Source organism: Loktanella sp. PT4BL (assembly GCF_003201935.1).
Lineage (GTDB): Bacteria > Pseudomonadota > Alphaproteobacteria > Rhodobacterales > Rhodobacteraceae > Yoonia.
Map to the genome: position 1 here is coordinate 438,368 of NZ_QJJL01000001.1, position 23,416 is coordinate 461,783.

20 protein-coding genes and 1 tRNA gene are annotated in these 23,416 nt (G+C 57.8%); 10 read left to right on the forward strand and 11 right to left on the reverse strand.

All coding sequences use genetic code 11. The features are described 5' to 3' along the window. Positions 1 to 81 precede the first annotated feature (81 nt). The 5 genes from C7964_RS02115 to C7964_RS02135 all read left to right on the forward strand — a co-directional run bounded on the left by C7964_RS02115 (position 82) and on the right by C7964_RS02135 (position 5,700). Complete coding sequence (locus tag C7964_RS02115) at positions 82 to 1,686, forward strand: ABC transporter substrate-binding protein (RefSeq protein WP_353652411.1); 1,605 nt, start codon at positions 82 to 84, stop codon at positions 1,684 to 1,686. A gap of 105 nt (positions 1,687 to 1,791) precedes the next feature. Next, the gene (locus tag C7964_RS02120) at positions 1,792 to 2,775 is read left to right on the forward strand and encodes an ABC transporter permease (RefSeq protein ID WP_110278034.1); all 984 of its coding nucleotides are present in this window, start codon (positions 1,792 to 1,794) and stop codon (positions 2,773 to 2,775) included. A 12-nt stretch (positions 2,776 to 2,787) separates the two neighbouring features. Then, positions 2,788 to 3,702, forward strand: coding sequence for an ABC transporter permease (locus C7964_RS02125; protein ID WP_110278035.1), 915 nt, complete (start codon positions 2,788 to 2,790; stop codon positions 3,700 to 3,702). A gap of 5 nt (positions 3,703 to 3,707) precedes the next feature. Continuing rightward, on the forward strand, positions 3,708 to 4,712 hold the full coding sequence (locus C7964_RS02130) for an ABC transporter ATP-binding protein (RefSeq protein WP_110278036.1): 1,005 nt from the start codon (positions 3,708 to 3,710) through the stop codon (positions 4,710 to 4,712). Then, positions 4,705 to 5,700, forward strand: a complete 996-nt coding sequence (locus C7964_RS02135; protein ID WP_110278037.1) for an ABC transporter ATP-binding protein — start codon at positions 4,705 to 4,707, stop codon at positions 5,698 to 5,700. The genes C7964_RS02130 and C7964_RS02135 overlap by 8 nt, the downstream gene beginning before the upstream one ends. 34 nt (positions 5,701 to 5,734) lie before the next feature. Here the strand turns inward: C7964_RS02135 and C7964_RS02140 are convergent, their stop codons facing one another. Further along, the gene (locus C7964_RS02140) at positions 5,735 to 7,111 is read right to left on the reverse strand and encodes a glutamine synthetase family protein (RefSeq protein ID WP_181417091.1); all 1,377 of its coding nucleotides are present in this window, start codon (positions 7,109 to 7,111) and stop codon (positions 5,735 to 5,737) included. Positions 7,112 to 7,363: 252 nt separating this feature from the next. Between C7964_RS02140 and C7964_RS02145 the strand changes: the two genes are divergently transcribed. Together C7964_RS02145 and C7964_RS02150 are read left to right on the forward strand one after the other, a co-directional pair. Beyond that, positions 7,364 to 9,655, forward strand: coding sequence for an arginine/lysine/ornithine decarboxylase (locus C7964_RS02145; protein WP_110278038.1), 2,292 nt, complete (start codon positions 7,364 to 7,366; stop codon positions 9,653 to 9,655). Between the two features lie 103 nt (positions 9,656 to 9,758). Continuing rightward, complete coding sequence (locus tag C7964_RS02150; protein ID WP_110278039.1) at positions 9,759 to 11,345, forward strand: gamma-glutamyltransferase family protein; 1,587 nt, start codon at positions 9,759 to 9,761, stop codon at positions 11,343 to 11,345. A gap of 93 nt (positions 11,346 to 11,438) precedes the next feature. Here the strand turns inward: C7964_RS02150 and C7964_RS02155 are convergent, their stop codons facing one another. The 10 genes from C7964_RS02155 to C7964_RS02200 all read right to left on the reverse strand — a co-directional run bounded on the left by C7964_RS02155 (position 11,439) and on the right by C7964_RS02200 (position 22,337). Continuing rightward, the gene (locus C7964_RS02155; protein ID WP_110278040.1) at positions 11,439 to 12,419 is read right to left on the reverse strand and encodes a 2-dehydropantoate 2-reductase; all 981 of its coding nucleotides are present in this window, start codon (positions 12,417 to 12,419) and stop codon (positions 11,439 to 11,441) included. A gap of 10 nt (positions 12,420 to 12,429) precedes the next feature. Then, on the reverse strand, positions 12,430 to 13,941 hold the full coding sequence (locus C7964_RS02160) for an acyl--CoA ligase (protein WP_110278041.1): 1,512 nt from the start codon (positions 13,939 to 13,941) through the stop codon (positions 12,430 to 12,432). Positions 13,942 to 14,006: 65 nt separating this feature from the next. After that, a complete protein-coding gene (locus C7964_RS02165) occupies positions 14,007 to 15,518 on the reverse strand; it encodes a tripartite tricarboxylate transporter permease (RefSeq protein ID WP_110278042.1) in 1,512 nt (503 codons plus the stop codon). A gap of 24 nt (positions 15,519 to 15,542) precedes the next feature. After that, positions 15,543 to 16,046: a tripartite tricarboxylate transporter TctB family protein gene (locus C7964_RS02170; RefSeq protein WP_110278043.1), complete on the reverse strand. Its 504-nt coding sequence runs from the start codon at positions 16,044 to 16,046 to the stop codon at positions 15,543 to 15,545. Between the two features lie 26 nt (positions 16,047 to 16,072). Further along, positions 16,073 to 17,044: a Bug family tripartite tricarboxylate transporter substrate binding protein gene (locus tag C7964_RS02175; protein ID WP_110278044.1), complete on the reverse strand. Its 972-nt coding sequence runs from the start codon at positions 17,042 to 17,044 to the stop codon at positions 16,073 to 16,075. Between the two features lie 123 nt (positions 17,045 to 17,167). Next, on the reverse strand, positions 17,168 to 18,019 hold the full coding sequence (locus C7964_RS02180) for a universal stress protein (protein WP_110278524.1): 852 nt from the start codon (positions 18,017 to 18,019) through the stop codon (positions 17,168 to 17,170). A gap of 608 nt (positions 18,020 to 18,627) precedes the next feature. After that, positions 18,628 to 18,704 (reverse strand) — tRNA-Arg (locus tag C7964_RS02185). Between the two features lie 59 nt (positions 18,705 to 18,763). Further along, a complete protein-coding gene (locus C7964_RS02190; protein ID WP_110278045.1) occupies positions 18,764 to 20,164 on the reverse strand; it encodes a sensor histidine kinase in 1,401 nt (466 codons plus the stop codon). 19 nt (positions 20,165 to 20,183) lie between these two features. Continuing rightward, on the reverse strand, positions 20,184 to 21,602 hold the full coding sequence (locus C7964_RS02195; protein ID WP_110278046.1) for a dihydrolipoyl dehydrogenase family protein: 1,419 nt from the start codon (positions 21,600 to 21,602) through the stop codon (positions 20,184 to 20,186). A gap of 3 nt (positions 21,603 to 21,605) precedes the next feature. Then, on the reverse strand, positions 21,606 to 22,337 hold the full coding sequence (locus C7964_RS02200; protein WP_110278047.1) for a TVP38/TMEM64 family protein: 732 nt from the start codon (positions 22,335 to 22,337) through the stop codon (positions 21,606 to 21,608). 286 nt (positions 22,338 to 22,623) lie between these two features. On the opposite strand from C7964_RS02200, the gene rpmH reads away from it, so the two are divergent. The 3 genes from rpmH to yidD are packed head-to-tail and all read left to right on the forward strand — an operon-like array spanning position 22,624 to position 23,377. Beyond that, positions 22,624 to 22,758, forward strand: coding sequence for a 50S ribosomal protein L34 (gene rpmH / locus C7964_RS02205; RefSeq protein ID WP_008231458.1), 135 nt, complete (start codon positions 22,624 to 22,626; stop codon positions 22,756 to 22,758). Between the two features lie 14 nt (positions 22,759 to 22,772). Next, on the forward strand, positions 22,773 to 23,159 hold the full coding sequence (gene rnpA / locus C7964_RS02210; protein WP_110278048.1) for a ribonuclease P protein component: 387 nt from the start codon (positions 22,773 to 22,775) through the stop codon (positions 23,157 to 23,159). Continuing rightward, the gene (gene yidD / locus C7964_RS02215; RefSeq protein ID WP_110278049.1) at positions 23,156 to 23,377 is read left to right on the forward strand and encodes a membrane protein insertion efficiency factor YidD; all 222 of its coding nucleotides are present in this window, start codon (positions 23,156 to 23,158) and stop codon (positions 23,375 to 23,377) included. The genes rnpA and yidD overlap by 4 nt, the downstream gene beginning before the upstream one ends. The last annotated feature ends 39 nt before the right edge of the window (positions 23,378 to 23,416 follow it).

The window sequence follows — 23,416 nt, forward strand, 5'->3', positions numbered from 1 at the left end:
CTCTGGCACTTCGGGGTTTTACCCTGCACAGTGCGTGACAGCAAAAAATCAAATCATCGTCTTAACCAGCAGGAGACTTCTATGTCGATATTTACCAAGGATCAAAGTTTCGCGCATGCGCGAAAAATGCTTTCGGTGTCCGCCCTCGCCCTCGCAATGACCTCGGTGTCTGCCAACGCCGAGACACTGCGCTGGGCACGTGTCGCTGATGCGCTGACGCTTGATCCGCATTCCCAGAACGAAGGCCCCACATCGACATTGCTGCACCACATCTATGAAACGCTTGTAGGGCGTGCAACGGACGGTTCGCTGACCCCGCGTCTGGCAACAGACTGGCGCATCAGCGAAGAAGACCCTTCTGTCTGGATTTTCACGCTGCGCGAAGGTGTGACGTTCCATGATGGTTCCGAGTTCAACGCCGAAGATGTTGTATTCTCGCTGAACCGTGTCCGCGCCGAAAGCTCGGGCTTCAAGGCGCTGCACAGTGCCGTTGAAAGCGTGTCGATGGTGGATGACTATACCGTCCACGTGAAAATGACCGGTCCATCGCCGCTGTATGTACAGAACCTGACAAACACATTCATCATGGATCAAGGTTGGGCCGAGGCAAACGACGTCGTTGAGCCGCAGAACTTTGCTGCCGGTGAAGAAAACTTTGCCGTGCGCAACACCAACGGGACCGGCCCCTACACGCTGGTATCGCGTGATCCCGAAGTGCGTACCGTCATGGCTGCGTTTGACGGCCACTGGGACGAAACCCCGGCCGTGACCGAGATCGTCTACACCCCGATTTCAGAGGCTGCGACCCGCGTTGCCGCTCTGCTTTCGGGCGAAGTCGATGTGGTACAGGATGTGCCCGTGCAGGATATTGCACGTCTTGAGCAGACTGATGGCGTCAAGATCACAACTGGCCCTGAAAACCGCAACATCTTTTTCGCCTATGACATGGTGTCGGACACACTGCGGTCCTCTGATGCCGCCGACAACCCTTTCAAAAAGCCAGAAATCCGCGAAGCGATGGCCCTCGTTCTGGATCGCGACGCGATCCAGCAGGTCGTGATGCGCGGCCAGTCACAGCCATCAGCGGCCCCGTTGCCGCCATTCGTGAACGGCTGGACCGAAGAGATGAACGCCTACGGTTCACCGGATGTGGAACGCGCCGCGCAGCTTGTGGTGGAAGCGGGTTATCCTGACGGGTTCTCGGTTGACCTGAACTGCCCGAATGACCGTTATCTGAACGACGAAGCGATCTGTCAGGCGATGGTCGGTATGCTGGGCCGCGCGAACATCCGCGCCAATCTGGTGTCACAGACACGCAGCCTGCACTTCCCGCTGATCGAAAACTGGGAAACCGATTTCTATCTGCTGGGCTGGGGCGTGCCGACATTTGACAGCGCATATATCTTCAACTTCCTCGTTCACACCCGTGAAGACGCCTATGGCGCATATAACGGATCGCGTTATTCCAACCCCGAGGTTGATGCGAAAATCGAGGCTCTGGCGACCATGACCGATCTGGAAGCGCGCGATGCGACGATCGCGGAAATCTGGGATCAGGTGATGGAAGACCGCGTTTTCCTGAACGTACACAACCAGATGCTGGCCTATGCGATGCGTGACGACATCAATCTTGATGTGCATCCTGAAAACCAGCCGAAGATGACGACTGTCACTTTCAACAACTAATACGTCTTGAACCTTTTGCCCGCGTGGTTTAGCGCCACGCGGGCAATTTGTATTTGTGTCAATGGGGCTGACCTATTCGCACATCAATGAAGGGGCTGTTCCAGAATGTTGGCCTATATCATCCGCCGTATCCTGCAATCCGTCTTGGTGATGCTTGTCGTGGCTTTGGTGTCATTTGCCCTGTTTCGTTTTGTCGGTGACCCGATCAATTCGATGGTCGGACAGGAAGCGTCAATCGCCGACCGCGAAGCGTTGCGCGACCAGTTGGGTTTGAACGATCCGTTCCTGAGCCAGTTCGCGACATTCGTGACCCGCGCGGCCCAAGGCGATTTTGGCATTTCCTACCGGCTGCAACAGCCTGTGATGGAACTGATCCTGTCGCGCTTGCCGGCAACGCTGGAACTTGCGCTGGTGTCGGGGGTGCTGGCCTTTGTCTTTGGTGTCGGCTTTGGCGTTTACACAGCACTGCGACGCAACGGTTGGGTGTCAAACACGATCATGACCGTGTCCTTGATCGGTGTGTCGCTGCCTACTTTTCTGATCGGTGTGCTGCTGATCTGGGTTTTCGCGGTCGAACTGCAATGGCTGCCCAGTTTCGGACGTGGTGAAACGGTTGAGATCGGCGGCTGGACGACCGGTTTTCTGACACCCACGGGCCGCGCTTCTTTGATCCTGCCCGCGATCACGCTGGGGCTTTATCAGATGACGCTGATCATGCGCCTTGTCCGCGCCGAGATGCTCGAAGTGCTCCGCACCGACTATATCAAATTCGCGCGGGCACGTGGCCTGAGCAATCGCGCGGTCAACTTTGGCCATGCCCTCAAGAACACCATGGTGCCGGTGATTACGATCACCGGTTTGCAGCTGGGATCGATCATCGCTTTTGCCATCATCACAGAGACTGTTTTCCAGTGGCCGGGCGTGGGTGCGCTGTTCATCAACTCGGTCCGCTTTGTCGATGTGCCCGTAATGGCGGCCTATCTGATGATGATTGCGCTCGTGTTCGTCATCATCAACCTGATCGTTGATCTACTTTATTATGCGGTCGATCCGCGGCTGCGCGTCGATCGCGCGGCGACACGGCATTAAGGATTTACTGACATGAACCGCCTTGCTCGCATGTGGGACAGTGATATCGCTTGGTCCTTCCGTAATTCACCGGTCGCGATTGTTGCCGCAATAATCGCGTTGATTATCGTGCTGGGGGCCGTCTTTGCACCATGGATTGCACCCCATGATCCGTTCAATTCGGCGTCGCTGAACCTGATGGACGGTTTCACCCCGCCCGGTGAGCCGAACCAGTTCACCGGCAATACCTATTTGATGGGCACCGACAATCAGGGCCGCGACATCTTCTCGACGATCCTATATGGCGCGCGGATCTCGCTTTTTGTGGGCTTCTCTGCCGTGGTGTTTGCCTTGGTGCTGGGCATCGGGCTCGGGCTTTTGGCCGGGTGGCGCGGTGGCTGGGTCGATAGCCTGATCATGCGTATTGCAGATGTGCAGTTGTCATTTCCGTCCATCCTGATTGCATTGCTGATCTTTGGTGTGGCGCGCGGCTTTATCCCGCCTTCAATGCGTGAAGAGGTTGCGATCTGGGTATTGATCGTCTCGATCGGTCTGTCGGACTGGGTGCAATATGCCCGTGTGGTGCGTGGTGCCGCCATGGTTGAGAAATCCAAGGAATACGTGCAGGCCGCCCGCGTCATCGGCGTACACCCTGCACGCATCGTCTTGCGCCATATCCTGCCCAATGTGATGGGACCGGTGCTCGTGATTGCGACGATCGGTCTGGCGCTTGCGATTATCGCCGAAGCAACACTGTCCTTTCTGGGCGTCGGTGTGCCGCCGACACAGCCGAGCCTTGGTACGCTGATCCGGATTGGCCAGCAGTATCTTTTCTCTGGCGAATGGTGGATTTTGCTGTTCCCGGCTATCGCCCTCTTGCTGCTCGCTTTGTCGGTCAACCTTTTGGGTGACTGGCTGCGCGACGCGCTGAACCCACGGCTAAGGTGACAAATATGACCGATGCTTTGCTTTCCGTCCGTAACCTGCGGGTCGAATTCCCGACACGTCGCGGCGTCCTGACCGCGATTGACGATGTGTCTTTTGATATCATGCCCGGCGAGGTGCTGGGGGTGGTGGGCGAATCCGGTGCTGGTAAATCCTTGACCGGTGCCGCGATTATCGGTCTTCTGGAACCACCGGGGCGCATTGCCGGTGGTGAAATCCTGCTGAAAGGCGAACGGATCGACAATCTGGGCGCCGAAGCCATGCGCCGTATCCGCGGCAAACGGATTGGCATGGTGTTTCAGGACCCGCTGACAAGCCTGAACCCGCTTTATACCGTCGCCCAGCAGTTGATCGAGACGATCCGCACCCATGCGGATATTTCCGAAAGTGAGGCACGCAAAAAGGCCATTGCCTTGCTTGACCGTGTGGGTATTCCTGCGGCGGCGCGGCGCATCGACGATTATCCGCATCATTTTTCGGGCGGCATGCGCCAGCGCGTTGTCATTGCCCTTGCGCTTTGCGCCGAGCCGGAGCTGGTCATTGCGGACGAACCCACAACGGCGCTTGATGTCTCGGTACAAAGCCAGATCATCGACCTGATCAAGGAAATCTGCGCGGAACGGGGTGCCGCTGTGATGTTGATCACCCATGATATGGGCGTGATCGCCGAAACCGCCGACCGTGTGGCGGTGCTCTATGCCGGCCGGATCGCCGAGATCGGACCTGTGCGGCAGGTCATCACCGCACCTGAACATCCCTATACCGCAGGGCTGATGGGTTCGATCCCGACGCTGACGCAAACCGACGCACGGCTGGTGCAGATCCCGGGTGCGATGCCCCGCCTGAATGCTATCCCGCAGGGCTGCGCCTTTAATCCGCGCTGCGAAAAGGCGTTTGATCGCTGTTTCAAAGAACGTCCCGCACCTGTCCTGCGCGATGCAGACGGGCGCAAGGTTGCCTGCTGGCTGTATGATGCCATCGACACACCTGCAAAGGAGCAAGCGAATGGCTGATGCGCTGCTGAAGATCGAACACCTGACACGGTATTTCGATATCTCGAAACCTTTCCTGAACCGGATGCTGGAACGCGATGAAAAGCAGTTCCTGACGGCGGTGGCCGACGTGAGCTTCGAGATCAAGCGTGGCGAAACCTTTGCGCTGGTGGGCGAAAGCGGGTCGGGGAAATCGACGATTGCCAAGTTGGTTGTCGGCCTGCTGGCGGCCTCCGAAGGCACGATTGAATTTGACGGGCACAAAATGACAGGGACGACAGGGACCGAGATGCGCGATCTGCGCCGCCGGTTCCAGATGATCTTTCAAGACCCTTTCGCAAGCCTGAACCCGCGCTGGCGCGTTGGTGATATCATCGCCGAGCCGATCCATACGTTTGGCCTGCTCAAAGGGGCTGACGTGACGAACCGTGTGGGTGAATTGCTGGATACGGTGGGCCTGTCCGCCAAAGACGCCGAGAAGTTTCCCCATGAGTTTTCCGGCGGCCAGCGCCAGCGGATCGCGATTGCACGCGCGCTGTCGTCCAAACCGGAATTCATCGTCTGTGACGAACCGACCTCGGCGCTGGATGTGTCTGTGCAGGCGCAGATTTTGAACCTGATGAAGGACCTTCAGGACGAAATGGGCCTGACCTATCTTTTCATCAGCCATGACCTTTCGGTCGTGCGGCACATGGCGAGCCGGATTGGTGTGCTTTATCTGGGTCGTCTGGTCGAAGTGGCCGATGGGAAGACGCTTTTCTCGTCCCCGCAGCACCCCTATACGCAGATGCTCTTGGATGCGGTGCCTGATCTGGCGCTGTCGGGACGGCGGCGCAAACCTGTCGACGGTGAAATCCCGAACCCGATCAATCCGCCACCTGGCTGTGCCTTCCACCCACGTTGCCCGCTGGCCATGGACCGCTGCAAGGTTGATGCGCCCCATCAGGTCGCGACAGAGACCGGTTATGCGGCGTGCTTCGCGCTGGAAGCCGAAGCAAAGGCAAGCTGAACGGGGTCAGGCGGGAGCGGGCTTTCAACCGTCGTCAGACGGTTTCCAGATAGCTGTGGAATTCGAAGTCTGTGACGTGGCGCGCGAACCGTTTGAGTTCCTGCGTCTTGCATTCCACCAGCATGGTTTGAAGGCGCTTGGAAAAAATATTCTGCACGTGCTTGCCGCGGTTGAACGCCTGAATCGCTGTCGCCCAATCAAGGGGCAGATGGTCAAGTTTGAGACTATATGCATCGCCCTCGATGGGCTGGGCAGGTTCCATTTTTTCTTCGATCCCGATCAGTGCTCCGCCAAGGATACTGCCAACCACCAGATACGGGTTCGCATCGGCCCCCGCGACCCTGTGTTCGATCCGGCGCGCTTTGTGGTTGCCGCCGGGAATGCGGATTGCCGCAGTACGGTTTTCATAGCCCCAAGCCACGCTGGTCGGGGCATGTGCCCCCGGTAGCAAGCGCCGGTAGGAATTTTCATGCGGCGCAAATGTCAGGGTGTTTTCCTGCATCGTCTCCAATAGCCCCGCGACGGCATTCAGCATCAGCGGCGTGCCTTCCGCGCCACCGTTGTCGAACAGGTTGACGCCGTTTTCATCGACAAGGCTGAAATGCACGTGAAAGCCGCTGCCGGACCGTTCGCCGTAGGGTTTGGCCATGAATGTCGCGGCCAAACCGTGCTTGCGCGCAATCCCGCGGACCAACCGCTTGAACAGCACGGCATCGTCAGCGGCCTGAAGCGGATCGTTGACATGCATCATGTTGATTTCGAATTGCCCCGCTCCGTTTTCCGAGATTGCGGCATCTGCGGGAATGCCCTGTTCTTGGCAGGCCTGATAGACATCGTTCAGGAAGCTGTCGAAATGCTGCAATTCATCGAGGGATAAGGCGCCGTCTGAATCAAGCCGCTTGCCGGTAACAGGAGAACAAGGTGGCTGCGGGCGCTCTTCGCTGGGATCACACAGGTAGAACTCAAGCTCGGTTGCCACGACGGGCGTCAGGCCCAGTGCCTTGTAGCGGTCAACGATATTGGCCAAGGCATGGCGCGGATCGCCCAGAAACGGTTTGCCGTCATCGGTATGCATCCAGAACATTGCCAAGGCAGAGGGCTGGCTGGTCCAGTTGATCAGGACAAGCGGGCGGCCGGTGTGTTCGCAGATCCCGTCTGAATCGCCTGTTTCAAAAACAAGTTCGTTGTTCTCGATATCCTCGCCCCAGACATCCATACTCAGGATCGACAGCGGCATCCGCAGCCCACCGTCAAGCGACGCACGCGCCTTTTCAATCGGCAGCCGCTTGCCGCGCATCGTGCCGTTCAGATCGCAAACACAGACAAAAACACTCTCGATCTCGGGGTGCTCCTGCAGCCACGTCATGATATTTGTGGTCGTCGTTGCCGGTGTCTTGTTCTGGGCAGTCATATTGCGATCCTTCGTATGTCCTGACGTCATATCCAGGCGACCGCGAAGGTGATATATGCTCTCCGGCCTGCTCAAGGATGCATGATATGTCTAGCCTGCGGCGCAGGTGACTGCCAGCGGGAAGTATATAGGCCACCATGGACATCAGCCCGAAAGTAGCCCCATAAGTGGGCAACGATCGTGGTTCGAAACGCTGCTTGTGTCGATTCTCAAGAGGGCGTCATCCACCAAGTCTGGAGCTAGGAAAGCATCATGAAGTTTCGTTTCCCCATTTTCATTATCGACGAGGATTTCCGGTCGGATAACAACTCTGGGGTGGGTATTCGCGCGATGGCACAGGCCATCGAAAACGAGGGTGTCGAGGTCGTCGGCGTTACAAACTACGGTGACCTGTCCCAGTTCGCACAGCAGCAATCCCGCGCCAGCGCCTTCCTTTTGTCGATTGATGATGAAGAGTTCAGCGCGGGCCCCGACATTGACCCCGTGGTCGTCAACCTGCGCGCCTTTATTGAAGAGGTGCGCTGGAAAAACGCGGATGTGCCGATCTTCATCTACGGTGAAACCAAAACCGCACGCCATCTGCCCAACGATATTCTGCGCGAACTGCACGGCTTCATCCATATGTTCGAGGATACGCCCGAATTCGTCGCGCGACACATTATTCGCGAGGCGAAAACCTATCTCGAAGGCATCCAGCCGCCCTTCTTCAAGGCTTTGTTGGATTATGCGGATGACGGCTCTTATTCGTGGCACTGCCCGGGCCATTCGGGAGGCGTTGCTTTTCTCAAAAGCCCGATTGGCCAGATGTATCACCAGTTTTACGGTGAAAACATGCTGCGTGCCGACGTTTGCAATTCGGTCGAGGAACTGGGCCAGTTGTTGGACCACAATGGTGCAATCGGCGCGTCGGAACGCAACGCCGCCCGTATCTTCAACGCCGATCACTGTTTCTTTGTCACCAACGGAACCAGCACCAGCAACAAGATGGTCTGGCATCACACGGTTGCCCCCGGCGATGTTGTTGTGGTCGACCGCAACTGTCACAAATCCATTTTGCATAGCATCATCATGACCGGTGCGATCCCGATCTTTCTGAAACCCACGCGGAACCATTTCGGGATCATCGGCCCGATCCAGCGCAGCGAGTTCGAGATCGGAGCCATCCGCGACAAGATCCGCGCCAACCCGTTGCTGGCGCATATCGACGCCGATACCGTCAAGCCGCGTATCATGACGCTGACCCAGTCAACCTATGACGGTGTGCTGTACAACACCGAGACGATCAAGGACCGGCTGGACGGCTATATCGAGAACCTGCATTTCGATGAGGCATGGTTGCCCCATGCGGCCTTCCATCCGTTCTACGGCAACTTCCATTCGATGGGGCGCAAACGGGAACGGCCACGGCATTCGGTGACCTATGCCACCCAGTCGATCCACAAACTCTTGGCAGGGATCAGTCAGGCCAGCCATGTGCTGGTGCAGGATTCGCAAGACACCAAACTGGATCGCCACCTCTTTAACGAAGCCTACCTGATGCACACCAGCACCAGCCCGCAGTATAGCATCATTGCAAGCTGTGATGTGGCCGCGGCCATGATGGAACCGCCAGGCGGCACGGCCCTGGTCGAGGAAAGCATACAGGAAGCGCTCGATTTCCGCCGTGCCATGCGCAAGGTCGATGACGAGTTTGGCGCTGATGACTGGTGGTTCAAGGTCTGGGGCCCTGATGCGCTCGAGGAAGAGGGGATCGGCCGCGCCAAAGATTGGGTGCTCAAGCGCACCGATGAAGAAGGAGTGCAGGCCTCTGACGGTGAAGACGCTTGGCACGGGTTTGGGGATATGGCCCCGGGCTTTAACATGCTGGACCCGATCAAGGCCACGATCATCACACCGGGCCTGAACCTTGATGGGCGTTTCGAAGAGGCGGGTATCCCCGCATCGATCGTGACCAAATATCTGGCCGAACATGGGGTCGTGGTGGAAAAAACCGGCCTTTACAGTTTCTTCATCATGTTCACCATCGGCATCACCAAGGGGCGTTGGAACACGCTGTTGGCCGCGTTGCAGCAGTTCAAGGACGACTACCGCAAGAACCAACCGATGTGGCGCACGATGCCGGAGTTCTGCGCGAAACATCCGCGCTATGAACAGATGGGCCTGCGCGATCTTTGCGAACATGTGCACAAGCTCTATGCGAAATACGACGTCGCGATCCTGTCAACGGATATGTATCTGAGCGATCTGACCCCCGCCATGACACCTTCGGACGCCTTTGCGCATATCGCGCAGCGCACGACGCAGCGTGTACCGATCGACGCGCTTGAGGGGAGGATCACAACGAGCCTGATCACGCCTTACCCGCCCGGTATTCCGCTGCTTATTCCGGGTGAGGTGTTCAACAGCAAGATTGTCGAATACCTCAAATTCAATCGCGAATTCGCCCGTGATTGTCCGGGGTTTGAGACGGACATCCATGGCTTGGTTCAAATCACCGGCCTTGATGGGACTGTCGAGTATTTTGCCGATTGCGTCGCCGCGTAAGGCCGGAAGGGATAGCGCTATCGGTTTGCAGGGAGCGGATTAGTGCTTGTCTTCTGCTTGTTGCGACAGGCACTTTGGCAGCAAGAGGCAATAGGGGGGTAAGATGCTGAGATCAGCGATGGGATATAACGGCGCGGTGAGCGCGCCGCACCGTGCCGCGGCACTGGCGGGCCGAGATATACTGGAAGCGGGCGGGACAGCGATTGAAGCGATGGTCGCTGCAGCGGCTGCCGTGGCCGTGGCCTATCCGCATATGAACGGGATTGGCGGCGATGGGTTCTGGGTGATCCACCGACCTGGCCAGGCCCCCGTGGGCATATCGGGTTGTGGTCGTGCAGCGGGGCTTGCAACGCCGGAATGGTACGCCGCGCGCGGGGCAACGGATGCGATCCCCAGCCGTGGCGCACAGGCGGCATTAACCGTGCCGGGCACGATTGAGGGTTGGGCAAAAGCGCTGGACCTTGTGCCGGCAGACCGGCGTCTGCCCCTGTCACAACTTCTCGCACCCGCGATTGCGCTGGCACGCGAGGGTGTCGCAGTGACAGCAAACCAGTCTCTCACAACCGCCGACAAGCTGGCGACCCTGAAAGGTGTCGAAGGCTTTGACGAGACCTTCCTTGTGGATGGCGCGCCACCGGAACCGGGGTATCGTTTGCGCCAGACGGCACTTGGTCAAACCTTGGAGCGCCTCGCCGATGTGGGCCTTGATGATTTTTACCGCGGCGACATTGCCGCAACCCACGCGGCATTTCTGGAAAACGCTGGCAGCCCGCTGCGGCTGGACGATTTTAACCGCTTTACAGCCGAACAGGTCACGCCGCTGAAAGTTCAGGTGAAAGCAGGCCAGCTTTATAACATGATCGCACCGACCCAAGGGGTTTCATCCTTGATGATCCTTGCGCTCTTTGACCGTTTAAACGTCGAGACGGCCGAGAGTTTCGCGCATCTGCATGGTCTGATCGAGGCTACAAAGCTGGCCTTTATCAAGCGCAATGCGGAACTGGGTGATCCCGACTATATGGCAACACCCGCTCAGGACTGGCTGCAAGCGGACGATCTGGATGCGCTGGCGAAACAGGTCAATCCGGAGGTCGCCTTGCCTTGGCCGCATGAGGCCAAAGCAGGCGATACGATCTGGATGGGGGCCGCCGATCGCGAGGGCTGCGTTGTCAGCTTTATCCAATCGGTCTTTTGGGAATTCGGATCAGGCCTGACATGCCCTGATACCGGCGTCTATTTCCAGAACCGTGGCGCAGGCTTTTCGTTGCAGGAGGGGCCCAACCAACTGGGTCCCTACCGCCGTCCGTTCCACACATTGAACCCCGCTTTGGCGCAATTGGCGGATGGCCGTGTTATGGCCTACGGTACGATGGGTGGCGAAGGCCAGCCACAGACACAGGCGGCAGTCTTTACGCGCTATGTGCTATTCGGACAGGATTTGCAGGCGGCAGTGACAGCGCCAAGGTGGCTTTTGGGCCGCACGTGGGGTGATGCGACAACCAGCCTGAAGCTCGAGGACCGTTTTGATCCCGAACTTGTCGCGGCCCTGACCGCGGCAGGTCATGAGGTTGAGATGATCGCGCCGTTCTCTGATCTGGCAGGTCACGCCGGGGCGGTGGTGATGCACCCTTCCGGCCTGATGGAATGTGCAAGTGATCCGCGCGCTGATGGTGCGGCAATCGCTATCTGATCCTGCGGGCTGCACCATTTGTGCGGCAGATAACACATAACGCCGCAACGGGTTTCCCGCTGCGGCGTTATCAAATTCAACAAAACCTTTGCCTTAAACGCCGTAAAGGCCAGCTACCCTGCCACGCAATGCGACCAGAGCCAGCACCGTGTCAATCGTTGGTGTCGGCGTTTCGGTGACGCGCCCAAGTTCTTTCACCGAGCCTACAAGCGCGTCGATTTCCATCGGGCGTCCTTGGTCCAGATCCTGCAGCATGGATGTGCGGTGCGCTCCCACATCGGCACCGCCCTGGATGCGACGGTCGACATCAATCGGGAATTTGACGCCCAGCTTTTCGGCAATCGCCTGCGCTTCAAGCATCATGTTGCGGGCAACCTCGCGCGTGCCGGGGTCTGTGCACAGAACATCAAGCGTCGCATGGGTCAGCGCAGAGATCGGATTGAACGACAGATTGCCCCAGAGCTTGACCCAGATTTCGTCCCTGATCTTCGGCCGGACAGGCGCCCTGAGCCCCGCATCTGCCAGCGCCTTGGAAAGGGTAAGCGCGCGTTCGGACTTTGATCCGTCAGGTTCCCCCAAGGAAAAGCGGTTGCCTTCGATGTGTTTGACAACACCCGGTGCGATGACCTCGGCGGCAGGGTAGACGACACAGCCCAGCACACGGTCCGGACCAAAGCCGTCCCATTGTGCGTTGCCGGGATCGACTGTTTCCAGCCGCGTGCCTTCAAGCGGACCGCCGATTTTGTGGAAATACCACCAAGGCACACCGTTCACGCCCGATACAATGGTCGTGTTCTCACCGATCAGCGGCTGCATTTTTGGCACCACCGGCGGGACGGAGTGGGCCTTCAGCGTGACAATCACATAGTCCTGTGGCCCAAGATCGGCCGCGTCGTCCGAAGCTGTGACCTTCACCGTGGTTTCGCCACTTTCCTCAATCAGACGCAACCCGTCTTCCCGCATCGCCTTAAGATGCGGGCCGCGCGCCACAAGGCTGACATCTGCCCCGGCCTGCGCGAGCTTTGCACCCATATAGCCGCCGATTGCACCGGCCCCGAAAATACAGATCTTCATGGTGCGCTCCTTATCCCAGGCCCAGTTTCTCGGCGAGGCCGATACGCTGGAGCTTTCCGGTCGCACCCTTCGGGATCTCATCCAGGATCAGGATATTGCGCGGAACCTTGAAGGCCGCCAGCCGTTCGCTTGCGAAATCGCGGATCTCGCGGTCCGTGGCGCTTTGCCCCTCTTTCAGCACGACGGCGGCCGCAACGTCTTCGCCGAGTTTGGCGTGCGGGACAGCAAAGGTCACACATTGCCCGACGGCGGGGTGATCGGACAGGACGCCGTCAACCTCCAGCGGGCTGATCTTTTCACCGCCACGGTTGATGATTTCCTTCAGGCGACCGGTGAGCGACAGGTAACCGTCCTCATCAAACATGCCCTGATCGCCGGTCCGGAACCAGCGCTTGCCCTCGGCTTCAAAGAAGTTCTTCTCGTTCGCTTCGGGGTTTGCCTCATAGCCCGGTGTCACGTTGGGGCCGGAGATCGCAATCTCGCCCACGCCATCAATCAGGCGGTTTTCCACTTCATGGGCAATGCGTACTTCGGGACCGGCGGGCAGACCGACAGCGCCGGGTTTCTGACGGCCCGGTTCAATCGGATTGCAGCACATCTGATGCGCGGCCTCTGTCATGCCGTAGGCCTCGACGACGGGCGCGCCAAAGGTCTCGGCCAGTTGGGTCATCACAGGACCGGGTAGGGACGAGGAAGATGACCGCAAGAAGCGCAAGCGCGCGTTCTTGATGATCTCCGCATTGCGCGGCGCGCGTGCCAGAATAGCCTGATGCATCGTCGGCACGGCGGTGTACCACGTGGGATCGACCTCTTCGAGCCAGCCATAGAACTTGAGCGCATCAAAACCCGGTGCACAGCTGATCGATGCCCCGGCGGCAAGCGACGCGCTGACAGCCGCAATCAGACCGTGAATGTGGAACAGCGGCATCACGTTGAGGCAACAATCCTCCGGCGTCAGAGCAAGTGACGCACGGATGTTCTCGGCAGAGGCCGCGACATTCGATTGCAGCAATGGCACGATTTTGGGGCGCGATGTGGTGCCCGATGTGTGCAGGATAAGGGCCACATCATCGGCTGTGGGGACCGCATCCGACACATCGCCTGTCACATCGGTCGCAAGCGTGAAGGTGCCCGCCGGTTCGGTCGCGGTCAGTTCGATCACCGTCATGTTGAAACGGTTCGCGGCCGCGCGCGCAGGTCCGTCATAGCCTGCCTCCACGATGATGGCGCGCGCTTTGAGGTCCTCAAGATAGAACGCGAATTCGTCCTCTTTGTAGGCGGGATTCAGCGGGGCCGTGGTCGCCGACTGCGCGACCGTGACAAAAGCAGCCGCCATTTCAGGGCCGTTGGGCAAGACGATTGCAACACGGTCACGCGCGCCGATACCTGCTTTGCGCAATGCCGCACGCACGTCTTGGGTAAGCGCCCGCAGGTCAGCATAGGTCATCCAGTCGCGGCCGGGTGCACCGATGGCATTGGCCGTATCGGGGTGCGGCTGGATCAGGTCTTCAAGTCTTTGCATAGCGTGTCTTTCATGTCGTTTGGTGTTTGGATGGACGCGATCTGTTGTCAGATTTTGTACATCGGTCAGTTTGCGGCGACCCGCTTTTTGCGGCGCAACAGCTTAAACGCGGGCAAGAGGATCAGGAAGATTGCGATCACCGTGATTGGCCCTGCGATTGGTCTGTTCAGGAAGATCATCGGGTCGCCTGACGACAAAAGCAAGGATTGACGCAATGTTGGTTCTGCAATCGGCCCCAGCACAATCGCCAGAACGGCGGGCGCGAGGGGATAGTCGAACTTGCGCATAAAGAACGCGCCAAGTCCGAAGATCACGATAAGCCACAGGTCATGCATGCTGCGTGACGCTGCAAAGCCACCAACGATGGACAGCACAAAGATCAGCGGGGCGAGGATGGTGAACGGCATCCGCAGCATCCACACAAACAGTGGAATGAATGCAAGGTTGATCAGAACCGCCGCCAGATTCGAGATATAGAAGGACCCGATCAGGCCCCAGACAAACTCGCTCTGGTCAAGGAAAAGGCGCGGACCCGGTGTAAGACCCCAAATCACCATCCCGCCCAGCAGGATCGCTGTCGTCGGCGAGCCGGGAATGCCCAGTGTCAGCATCGGCAGCATAGAGCCCGTTGATGCCGAGTTGTTGGCGGCCTCGGGAGCAGCAACCCCATCGGGGGAGCCCTTGCCGTATTCTTCCGGGGTCCGTGATAGCATCTTGGCAACACCGTAGGACATCAGCGAACCGGGCGTGGCACCGGCTGCTGGCAAGACACCGACAAAGAAGCCGAGGAACGAGCCGATCAACGTCCCTTTCCAGCCCTTTTTCGTCGCTTCCTTGGAGTCCGCCATCATACCTTTGGCGGTCATCTTGGGGTTTGTTGTTGTCACTTCACCGCGCGTTTGTTCGATCGTCCAGATCATTTCCCCGATGCCGTAGACACCGATGGCCAGAACGATAAAGCCGATCCCGCGCAAGAACCCCTGTATGTCAAAAAGGACCAGCCGCGGTTCGCCTGAGATTGTGTCGAAGCCGACAGTCGCCAGGACCAGTCCAAAACAGATAGAGAAGATCGTCTTGGGAATATCATCGCCGCCAAGCCCTACAAAAGTGGCAAATGCCAGCAGCATCAGGGCGAAAATTTCCGGTGGACCGAACGAAAGGGCCATTGTCGCAAGAAGCGGAGCAAAGAGTGTGAACAGGACGGTGGCAACAGTGCCGCCCACAAAGGACGCCAGCGCCGCAGTGACCAGGGCCAGACTGGCACGCCCCTGAAGCGCCAACGGGCGCCCGTCAAATGTTGTGGCCACTGCGGTGGATGCCCCGGGTATCCCCAGTGTCACCGATGAAATCGCACCCCCGTACATCGCGCCATAATAGATGGCCGCAAGAAAGATGATGGCCGAGCTTGGCGGCACCAGAAACGTGATTGGCAAAAGGATTGCTACGCCGTTCACCGATCCCAAGCCGGGCATCGCGCCGATAAAGAGCCCGACGGTCACACCAATCAGGATCAACATCAGATTGATCGGCATGAGCGCCAGCAAAATGCCGTCGGCAAGAGATGAGAAAACTTCCATGATGGTCCTCGGTTCGCGGGTGCGTCAGTAAATGATGTCGTACATCACATCGAAGAATGGCTGGGTGAATGGCATGCCCTGTGGCATCGAGATCTGCATCGCGCCTTCGAAGAAAAAGAACAGCGCAATGGGCAGGACAATCGCCATCGCCAGTGTGAGAAGCCACGAATGCCTGCCCAGAAAACGCAGGTAGTAGACAAGGAAAAGCCCGACCGCACCGTACATCGACACCACGGAAATCATGGCAACAAATCCAGCGACTCCGCCGCCGACAAGGATGACTGTCCGCCATCCGAAACGGTCCATAAGAGGTTCATCCGATACGGATGCCGGGCTTTTGCCGCGCCACCAGTTCCAGGCGATGGCACAGCAGCTCAGAAGCATGCCCACAGACAACCAGAAAGGCCAGAACCCGCCACCCGGCCCTTGGCCGCGAATATAACCGATGGGAAGTTCGGCGCTCTTCCACATCAGGTAGAGTGAAAAGAGGGCAAGAAACCCTGCGAGCGATATCTCACCTTGGCGCATGTCTGCCCCCTTTCCGTTAGTGTGGCTTAGCCGTCAATTTCGGACAAAAGCTGACGATGGTTTGCAACCTGCGTTGCCCAGTAGGCGCGGGTTTCTGCTTCGTCCATCGGCAGGGGCGACAGGCTTTCAGAGACAAGGTAGTCCTGCCACGCGTCGCTTGCGTAGACCTGACCGAAGATGTCCCGGTAATAGGCCGCAGCTTCGTCCGACATGCCGGGCGCACCGACAATGGCCCGCTGGTTATAGTAAGAAAAGTCGTGCCCCAATTCCTTGATTGTTGGCACATCAGGGTAGGCGTCCATACGTGTGTCCGAGAAGGCAAGGAGCGGCACGAAATCGCCAGCCTCATAGAAACCCTTTGCTTCTGCAGGGTTGTTCACGGTCGCCATGATCTGCTGACCGGCAAGATCTTTGGCCACAGCGCCACCGCCATCGTAAGGGATGTACTTGATGTCGAGGTCGTAGACGCCGGACATATAGGCAATCACGATCGAGTCTTCCTGACCGGCACCCGTGCCGCCCATTACATACTCGCCGTCCATCTCACGTACTTTCGCAAGAAATCCGTCAAAGTCCGTGATGCCCGAATCCTTGTGTACCCAGAGCACGAAGGGATCGACGCCCATCATCGTAATCGGTGTGAATGTTTCGATATCGATGCCCAGAGCCTCTTGGCGGATCGGCGTTGTGTAGAAAGAGTTCAGCGTCACCATCAGCGTATGATCGGGATCACGCGCGTCATTCAGATGCAACAGTGCTTCCGCGCCGGAACCGCCGCCACGGTTGGTCGGGATCAGAGGGCGGTTTGTCATATCGTTTGCCTCGACAACAGACTGCACGAAGCGCGCGATCTGGTCTGCGCCACCACCAGGGCCAGCCATGATCGTGAAATCAATCGGGCGCGTTGGCTGCCAATCCTGTGCGAGGGCAGAAATGGGAAGCGTTGCAAGGGTGCCACCGACGGCCAATCCCAGAAAAAGCCTTTTCGTAAGTTTCATGTTATGTTCCTCCGTGTAGGGTCCGGACTTCCGGACATGCAGTTTGCGCTTGCTGCGCGGTTTTTATTTCGCTTGGGGGGTCTTGCCCCGCCATCCTGGGCCGTTGCGCGGCCCAAGACTGTTTCAATGCGCCATCAGGATCGGCATGTCTGCCTTGTCCACGATGCGCTCGGTGTTGCCCCCGAAGAGCATCTCTGTCTCATGGCTATGGCTATAGGCGCCGATGACCAGCAGGCTCGCTCCGATGTTCTTGCTGGTCTTGAGCAACTCGGTCGCAGGGTCTTTCCCCTCAAAGCGTACGATCTCGGCGGTGATGCCGCGCAATGCGTAGTAATCCACCAATTCGTCCACGCTCGGGCCATGCGTCTGCACCTTGCCACCTGTCAAAATGGTGACCTTCTCGGCTGCGTGAACGATGTCGAGAGAGGACGCGACCGCACGTGCTGCCGGCAGTGATCCATTCCAGCCGATTGCCACGTGCCGGGCGAAGGTTTCATCCGGCTGGAGTTGCCCCGGGCAAATCAGAACGGGCCGTCCAGCGCCATAAAGTGCGGCTTTCAAAGAGCTTTCGCCAAGATTTCGTTCACGCTGGGGCTTCGGCAGAACAATGAGGTCCGACAACCGGCCAGCATGTTTGACCACATCTGCCATGCGTCCCTGCTCTTCGGTGAAAGTACAGATAACAGAGCCCTCTACCTCGCCATTCTCGCTCAGTCCGAATTCGCGGGCCAAGCGATGCAAGATGCCGCGCAGGTGGTCTTCCTGACGGTTTGCAAGCTCTACGGCCTGCTCCATCATGACCTTGCGCGCAAAGTCATTCAGGGGGATGCCCGCAGGCATCAGATCTTTGGCTTGGGCACGGCAATGCACGACATTGACCTGTGCTTGATGCTGTCTGGCAAGCTCGGCTGCATGTGCAAGTACGGTTGCGACCATGCCATCACCACGTACGGGAACCAGGATGGACTTTATCATCACCAAGAACCGCCTTTGCCTTCTTGCGCTGTCAAAACGCGCCACATTCATAGAGCGAGTTCCAGCACCAAGGTGCAGCCTTTCGCTGTCTAGGCTGTATTGAGCGCGCAACTTTATTTCGTCAAGCATTTTTATTTTGAAACTTAGTTTCCATTAAATTTTTTGAGGTTTTATAAGCCTTTGTAAACCATTTGTTTTTCAGTACCCTGAAGTATACAGCCCGCCATGAGTGCGGAATGTCGCTTTTTGGGACGCAACGCGGAAACGAAGGCAACTAATTACGGGTACGAATCGCGCCAGATTGCGCAGCAGCGCGCACGATCACCGTATCTTGCAGTTGTAACAGAATGACACTGGATTGAACGAACAGTGATACTGATAACGTATAAGTTGTAGTCTGCCGGCAAGCGATGTGTCAATGCGCGTGCGACAGCAGCACGCTATCGTACCCTTTTGCCCGTTTCGGCCAAAGTCCAATCGAACGGCACGCCTACGCAGCCTGTGCGGGGAATTGACCTGTCTTCAATGGCTTCGGACCGCTAGCCAGAGATATTCCGGACGCGGAAACCAAGCCCAAGACGCACAATGAGACATCTGTTTGATTGAAATGGCGGACTGGGGAGGATTCGAACCCCCGACCCCTTGATTCGTAGTCAAGTACTCTATCCAACTGAGCTACCAATCCGCGTATCGGGGATTTAGACGGGGATTACCTGCGATGCAAGGCCCAATTCACATTCTTTCTCATTCTGCTGCCGGTGCGAGCGCCATGTCCTCTTTTGGCAGTTGAATGAGAAAGGTCGTCCCTTGGGCGTTTGTTGATTTCAGCTCAAGCCGCCCGCCGTGGCCGCGCACCAGATCGGCCGCGATAACGAGCCCCAGACCCGAGCCGCCTTTGCGCACACCCCCCTGAAACGGCTGGAACAGATGTTCCTGCGCTTTCTTGGGCAGGCCTGGCCCTGTGTCTGTAATGGTCAGACACCATGTCAGATCATCCTCGATTGCCTGCAGCCCGATTTCACCCGGTTCGCCGGTGGCCATGATGGCCTGACGGGCATTGCGCACAAGATTGAAAATCGCGCGGTAAAGCTGCTCGCCGTCGGCGCGCAGTGTCATGGTGGCGGGGATATCTTCGGCAAAAGACAGCGGGTAATCGGCGGCAGCCAGTCTTTCGCTATCAATCACATCGCCGACGATTTGCGCCAGATTAACGCGTGACAGGCGCGGCGCAGGCTCATCAACCCGTCCGAAGGCCAGCGTTGTTTCGCACAGGTTCACCGCACGTGTAATCGAGCCCACCAGTTTTGGCGCCATGCGTTTGACCAGCGGGTCATCGGACGATTCGATGCGATCAGTGAAAAGCTGTGCTGATGTCAGGATATTGCGCAGATCATGGCTCACCTTCGCCACAGCGCCGCCAAGCTGGGCCAAACGCTCCTTCTGTTTGAGCGAGCTGGTCATCTGCGTTTGCATTGTCCGCAAGGCCTCTTCGGCGTTGCGCAGCTCGGTCACGCTCGCACGCGGTGTGATGATTTGGCGCGCATCCTCGGGGGCCTTGGCATAGGCTTGCATTTGGCTCACGACCCCTTTGATCGGGCGCACCAAGAGTATCTGCACCGAAAGAAACAGAAGGCTTGCCGTGATGATCGAGATAAATGCCGAGAGGAACAGGATATTGCGCCCGTACTCCAACAGCGCATTGCGCAGGGGCATTTCGTCCATTGTGACTTCGATCAAGAGCCCGCCGTCGCGTACCGGATTACCAATGACGCGCACGATCCGGTCTTCGGGATCCACCAGCGTGCGCAGGGCATCTGCGATCAAGGTCATCGCGCTGGGGTCGCGCATGTCATAGGTCGCTGTGATGGGCGAGGGGATCGGCGACGAGAGTGCCAGTTGCCGGATTTCATCGCGCCGCAGCACCACGTTGTAGACCTCGGCATTGCGCAGCAACTCGCTCTCGAGTGCTGGGCTGATCATGTCATCAGCTTCCAGTGCCAGCGATGCGATCTGCGCGCGTTCAAGCCGCGCAAGCAGGTAATCCTCGCGGAACCGCGCGACCGAGGGGACGAAAATAAAGACCTCGGCCAGCATCACGAAGATCACCGTGAGGATCAGAAAGCGACCTGAAAGAGAGTTGGTCATATTGCCTCGTTTTAGCGGCCTATGGCAGCCAACGCTGCACAAAGCCTACGACACGCTTTACCGTGGGGTTATCAAAAAGTCTCGGGCTAAAATAGGCACCCGCAGCGCGTTTGTTAACCTCACTGACCGTCGGATAGGGCAGAACGGTATTGGCAATCGCCGACATCTTCATCTTGTTGGCAATGGCCATGGCCCACATGCCGATCAACTCACCCGCCATATGCCCTGCAATCGAAGCCCCGACAGGGCGCCCTTTGACAACCATCACCTTGATCAGACCCTTGGTTTTGCGTTCCGCAATCAGGCGGTCGTTATGATGGAAGTCAAAACGCACGACCTCTAGTGCAGGCCCGAACTTCTTTTTCGCCTGCGCCTCGGTCAGGCCAACTTGGGCCAGTTCAGGGTCCGTGTAGGTGGCCCAGGGGATGTGATCGGTGCGTTGCTTGGAGGGCAGACCAAAAAGCATCGAACGGATCAGAACCCCTGCATGATAGCCCGCGACATGTGTAAATTGCAGCCCACCTGCCACATCGCCCGCGGCATAGACCTTTTTGTTGGTGACAGAGCGCAAATCAGGTCCGACCTTGAGCCCTGCGCGATCATGGGCGATCCCGCCGGCATCCAGATCAAGCTTTTCGGTGTTCACCTTGCGCCCCACCGCCATCAGCAGATGTGATCCGGTGAAATCTCCCTTGGGGGTGTGGACTGTGATCGTACCGTCCTTGCCGGTGATCTTTTCGGCCTGCGCCTCCTCAACGATATTCACCCCTTCGGCACGCAGGTTTTCCAGGACAATCGCCGCCATTTCGGGATCGTCCTTGCCAAAGGCCTTGGCCCCTTCAATGACGGTTACATTGCAGCCCAGACGCCGGTGTGCCTGCGCCATTTCCATGCCGATAGGGCCGCCGCCGATGATCAGCAGGTGCTTGGGCTTTACGCGCAGATCAAAGATATTCTCGTTGGTGTAATAGGTGACATCCTCAATCCCGGGGATCGGCGGGACAAAGGGGCCAGAGCCTGTGGCAACCACAAATCGGCGTGCTTCGATGATGGTGTCACCTGCCTGCACCTCTGTGCGTGAAATGAATTTGCCGAACTCTGAAATGACCTGCACGCCCAGTCCCTCGAAACGTTCAACGCTGTCCACAGGCGCGATGGTGGCGATCACGTCAGCGACGTGGTCCTTGGCTGCGGCATAATCGACCTGAGGTTCCACCTCAGCCACGCCAAGGGACGCGCCGTGCGACATCGCATAGGCCTGTTTGGCCGAGGCGATGAGCGCCTTGGACGGCACGCAGCCATAATTCAGGCAATCGCCGCCCATCTTATGGCCTTCAAGCAGGACTACTTTTGCGCCCATCTGCACAGCACCCGCCGCAATCGACAGCCCACCTGATCCAGCGCCAATGATGCAAATATCTGTTTTGATCCGGTTCATGTCTTAAAGACCTTTCTTGCCGCGCAAGGCATTGATCAGGATCGGCAGTGCGGCCAGTACGCAAAGACCGATGATCGGGAAAATAATCTGGGGTTCAAAGATGATGCCAAGGTTCGGTGTCTCGCCACGGGCAAAGACCTCACCCAGACCCGCACCGACAGACGTATAGACGACAGAGCCGGGGATAATGCCGAGGAAAGTCGAGATCACAAAGCGATGCAGCGGTACTTCGAGGAAAGAAGGGATCAGATTGGCCAGAAAGAACGGCACAGCAGGCACAAGGCGGATCAGAAACAGCATCGACCACTGGTTTTCATCAATCCCGTCCTTGATCTTTTTTACCGTACCTTGCGAGGTTTCCAGTTTCTTGCCAAGGCTTTCACCAAACCCCCAGCGCGCGGCTAAAAAGATCGCCGTTGCGCCGATTGTGGCTGCGGTCATATTGAACAAGGCACCCGGGAAGGTCGCAAAGAGAAATCCGCCGGTGAGTGTCGCGATGGTCGCGCCGGGCAGGGAGAAGGCCACGATCACAACGTAAGCGGCAATAAACACCAGCACGGTCAAGACATAGTTGGCATCCCGGAACGCCAGAAGCGTCTCGCGGTTTTCAGCCAAGGCCTCGAAGGTCAGGTAGTCGCGCAAAAAATAAGCGCCGAGAATTGCCACAACAATAATCACAATCAAAGGCAGCTTCTTGAGAAGCGGGTTGGCGGGGGCATCTGGCATATCGGTCATCACATTCTGTCCTGAGGGGCTGCTTGGCTGTTGTGTTAAATGGACTGATCCGCTTGATCAGGGTACCCACTTCACAGCCCATTGATGCAAAGCCCCCCTGATGTTTCAGTTTCGGGGTGTGCTCTGTGAGGATTGAAACAATTGGCAACGCATAAATCTGCGAAATGTTGCAGTTTCATCCCGCCTGTTGCGTTGACATGATGCCACCCCCCCTCTAAAGGACGGGTCTGAATTGTAGACAGGCCTCGAATCCTTTTGGGTTTGGCCGTAAACCGGAGAGCACGCTATGAAGCGCACGTTCCAACCATCAAACCGGGTTCGCAAGAACCGTCACGGATTCCGCGCACGCATGGCCACAAAGGCTGGTCGCAAGATCCTGAACAATCGCCGTGCCAAAGGCCGCGCGAAGCTGAGCGCGTAAGCGCGACAGCCGTTTTGACCGATTTGAAACCGCCGGTTGCGCCTGTATCAGGCACTCCGGCGGTTTCTGTTTGCGTATTGACCAAGCGTGCGGACTTTGTGCGCGCGTCACACGCCCACAGGCAAGGTACCCCCGGCATCCAACTTCAGGGGCGCAAACGCGCCGAGGGAGAAGCGGCGGGTATCCGTGTCGGCTATACCTGTTCCAAGAAAGTCGGCAACGCCGTTGCCCGCAACCGTGCCAAACGGCGTTTGCGTGAAGTGGCGCGGATTGTTTTGCCGGAAATGGGCCGTGATGGCTGGGATTATGTTCTGGTGGGTCGTAAAGACCTGACCGCGACCCTACCTTTCGACAAGTTGGTCGCAGATCTGCGCCGCGCCATGAAAAAGGTCCACGGATGAGCCCGCTTGCCTATATCGTTTCGCTGCCGGTCCGCGCCTACAGGCTTGTGCTGTCGCCATGGGTCGGGATGAGTTGCCGCTATCATCCCACCTGCTCGGCCTATGCGCTGGAAGCGCTCGAAAAGCATGGGGCGCTTAAAGGTAGCTATCTGACCGTGCGGCGCATCCTGCGCTGCCACCCTTGGGGTGGGTCGGGGATCGATAACGTGCCGGACTGAAGATTTTTCGACGAAAAATCTACAGGACCCAAAGAAATT

Excerpts from the sequence above, each read along its gene's own strand:
- C7964_RS02165 (WP_110278042.1), bottom strand. The coding sequence starts at position 15,518 with ATGGAAGTTTTCTCATCTCTTGCCGACGGCATTTTGCTGGCGCTCATG.
- rpmH (WP_008231458.1), top strand. The coding sequence starts at position 22,624 with ATGAAGCGCACGTTCCAACCATCAAACCGGGTTCGCAAGAACCGTCAC.
- C7964_RS02130 (WP_110278036.1), top strand. The coding sequence starts at position 3,708 with ATGACCGATGCTTTGCTTTCCGTCCGTAACCTGCGGGTCGAATTCCCG.
- C7964_RS02135 (WP_110278037.1), top strand. The coding sequence starts at position 4,705 with ATGGCTGATGCGCTGCTGAAGATCGAACACCTGACACGGTATTTCGAT.
- C7964_RS02190 (WP_110278045.1), bottom strand. The coding sequence starts at position 20,164 with ATGACCAACTCTCTTTCAGGTCGCTTTCTGATCCTCACGGTGATCTTC.
- C7964_RS02145 (WP_110278038.1), top strand. The coding sequence starts at position 7,364 with ATGAAGTTTCGTTTCCCCATTTTCATTATCGACGAGGATTTCCGGTCG.
- C7964_RS02150 (WP_110278039.1), top strand. The coding sequence starts at position 9,759 with ATGCTGAGATCAGCGATGGGATATAACGGCGCGGTGAGCGCGCCGCAC.
- C7964_RS02140 (WP_181417091.1), bottom strand. The coding sequence starts at position 7,111 with ATGACTGCCCAGAACAAGACACCGGCAACGACGACCACAAATATCATG.
- C7964_RS02175 (WP_110278044.1), bottom strand. The coding sequence starts at position 17,044 with ATGAAACTTACGAAAAGGCTTTTTCTGGGATTGGCCGTCGGTGGCACC.
- C7964_RS02200 (WP_110278047.1), bottom strand. The coding sequence starts at position 22,337 with ATGACCGATATGCCAGATGCCCCCGCCAACCCGCTTCTCAAGAAGCTG.
- C7964_RS02180 (WP_110278524.1), bottom strand. The coding sequence starts at position 18,019 with ATGATAAAGTCCATCCTGGTTCCCGTACGTGGTGATGGCATGGTCGCA.
- C7964_RS02195 (WP_110278046.1), bottom strand. The coding sequence starts at position 21,602 with ATGAACCGGATCAAAACAGATATTTGCATCATTGGCGCTGGATCAGGT.
- C7964_RS02120 (WP_110278034.1), top strand. The coding sequence starts at position 1,792 with ATGTTGGCCTATATCATCCGCCGTATCCTGCAATCCGTCTTGGTGATG.
- yidD (WP_110278049.1), top strand. The coding sequence starts at position 23,156 with ATGAGCCCGCTTGCCTATATCGTTTCGCTGCCGGTCCGCGCCTACAGG.
- C7964_RS02155 (WP_110278040.1), bottom strand. The coding sequence starts at position 12,419 with ATGAAGATCTGTATTTTCGGGGCCGGTGCAATCGGCGGCTATATGGGT.
- C7964_RS02160 (WP_110278041.1), bottom strand. The coding sequence starts at position 13,941 with ATGCAAAGACTTGAAGACCTGATCCAGCCGCACCCCGATACGGCCAAT.
- C7964_RS02170 (WP_110278043.1), bottom strand. The coding sequence starts at position 16,046 with ATGCGCCAAGGTGAGATATCGCTCGCAGGGTTTCTTGCCCTCTTTTCA.
- C7964_RS02115 (WP_353652411.1), top strand. The coding sequence starts at position 82 with ATGTCGATATTTACCAAGGATCAAAGTTTCGCGCATGCGCGAAAAATG.
- C7964_RS02125 (WP_110278035.1), top strand. The coding sequence starts at position 2,788 with ATGAACCGCCTTGCTCGCATGTGGGACAGTGATATCGCTTGGTCCTTC.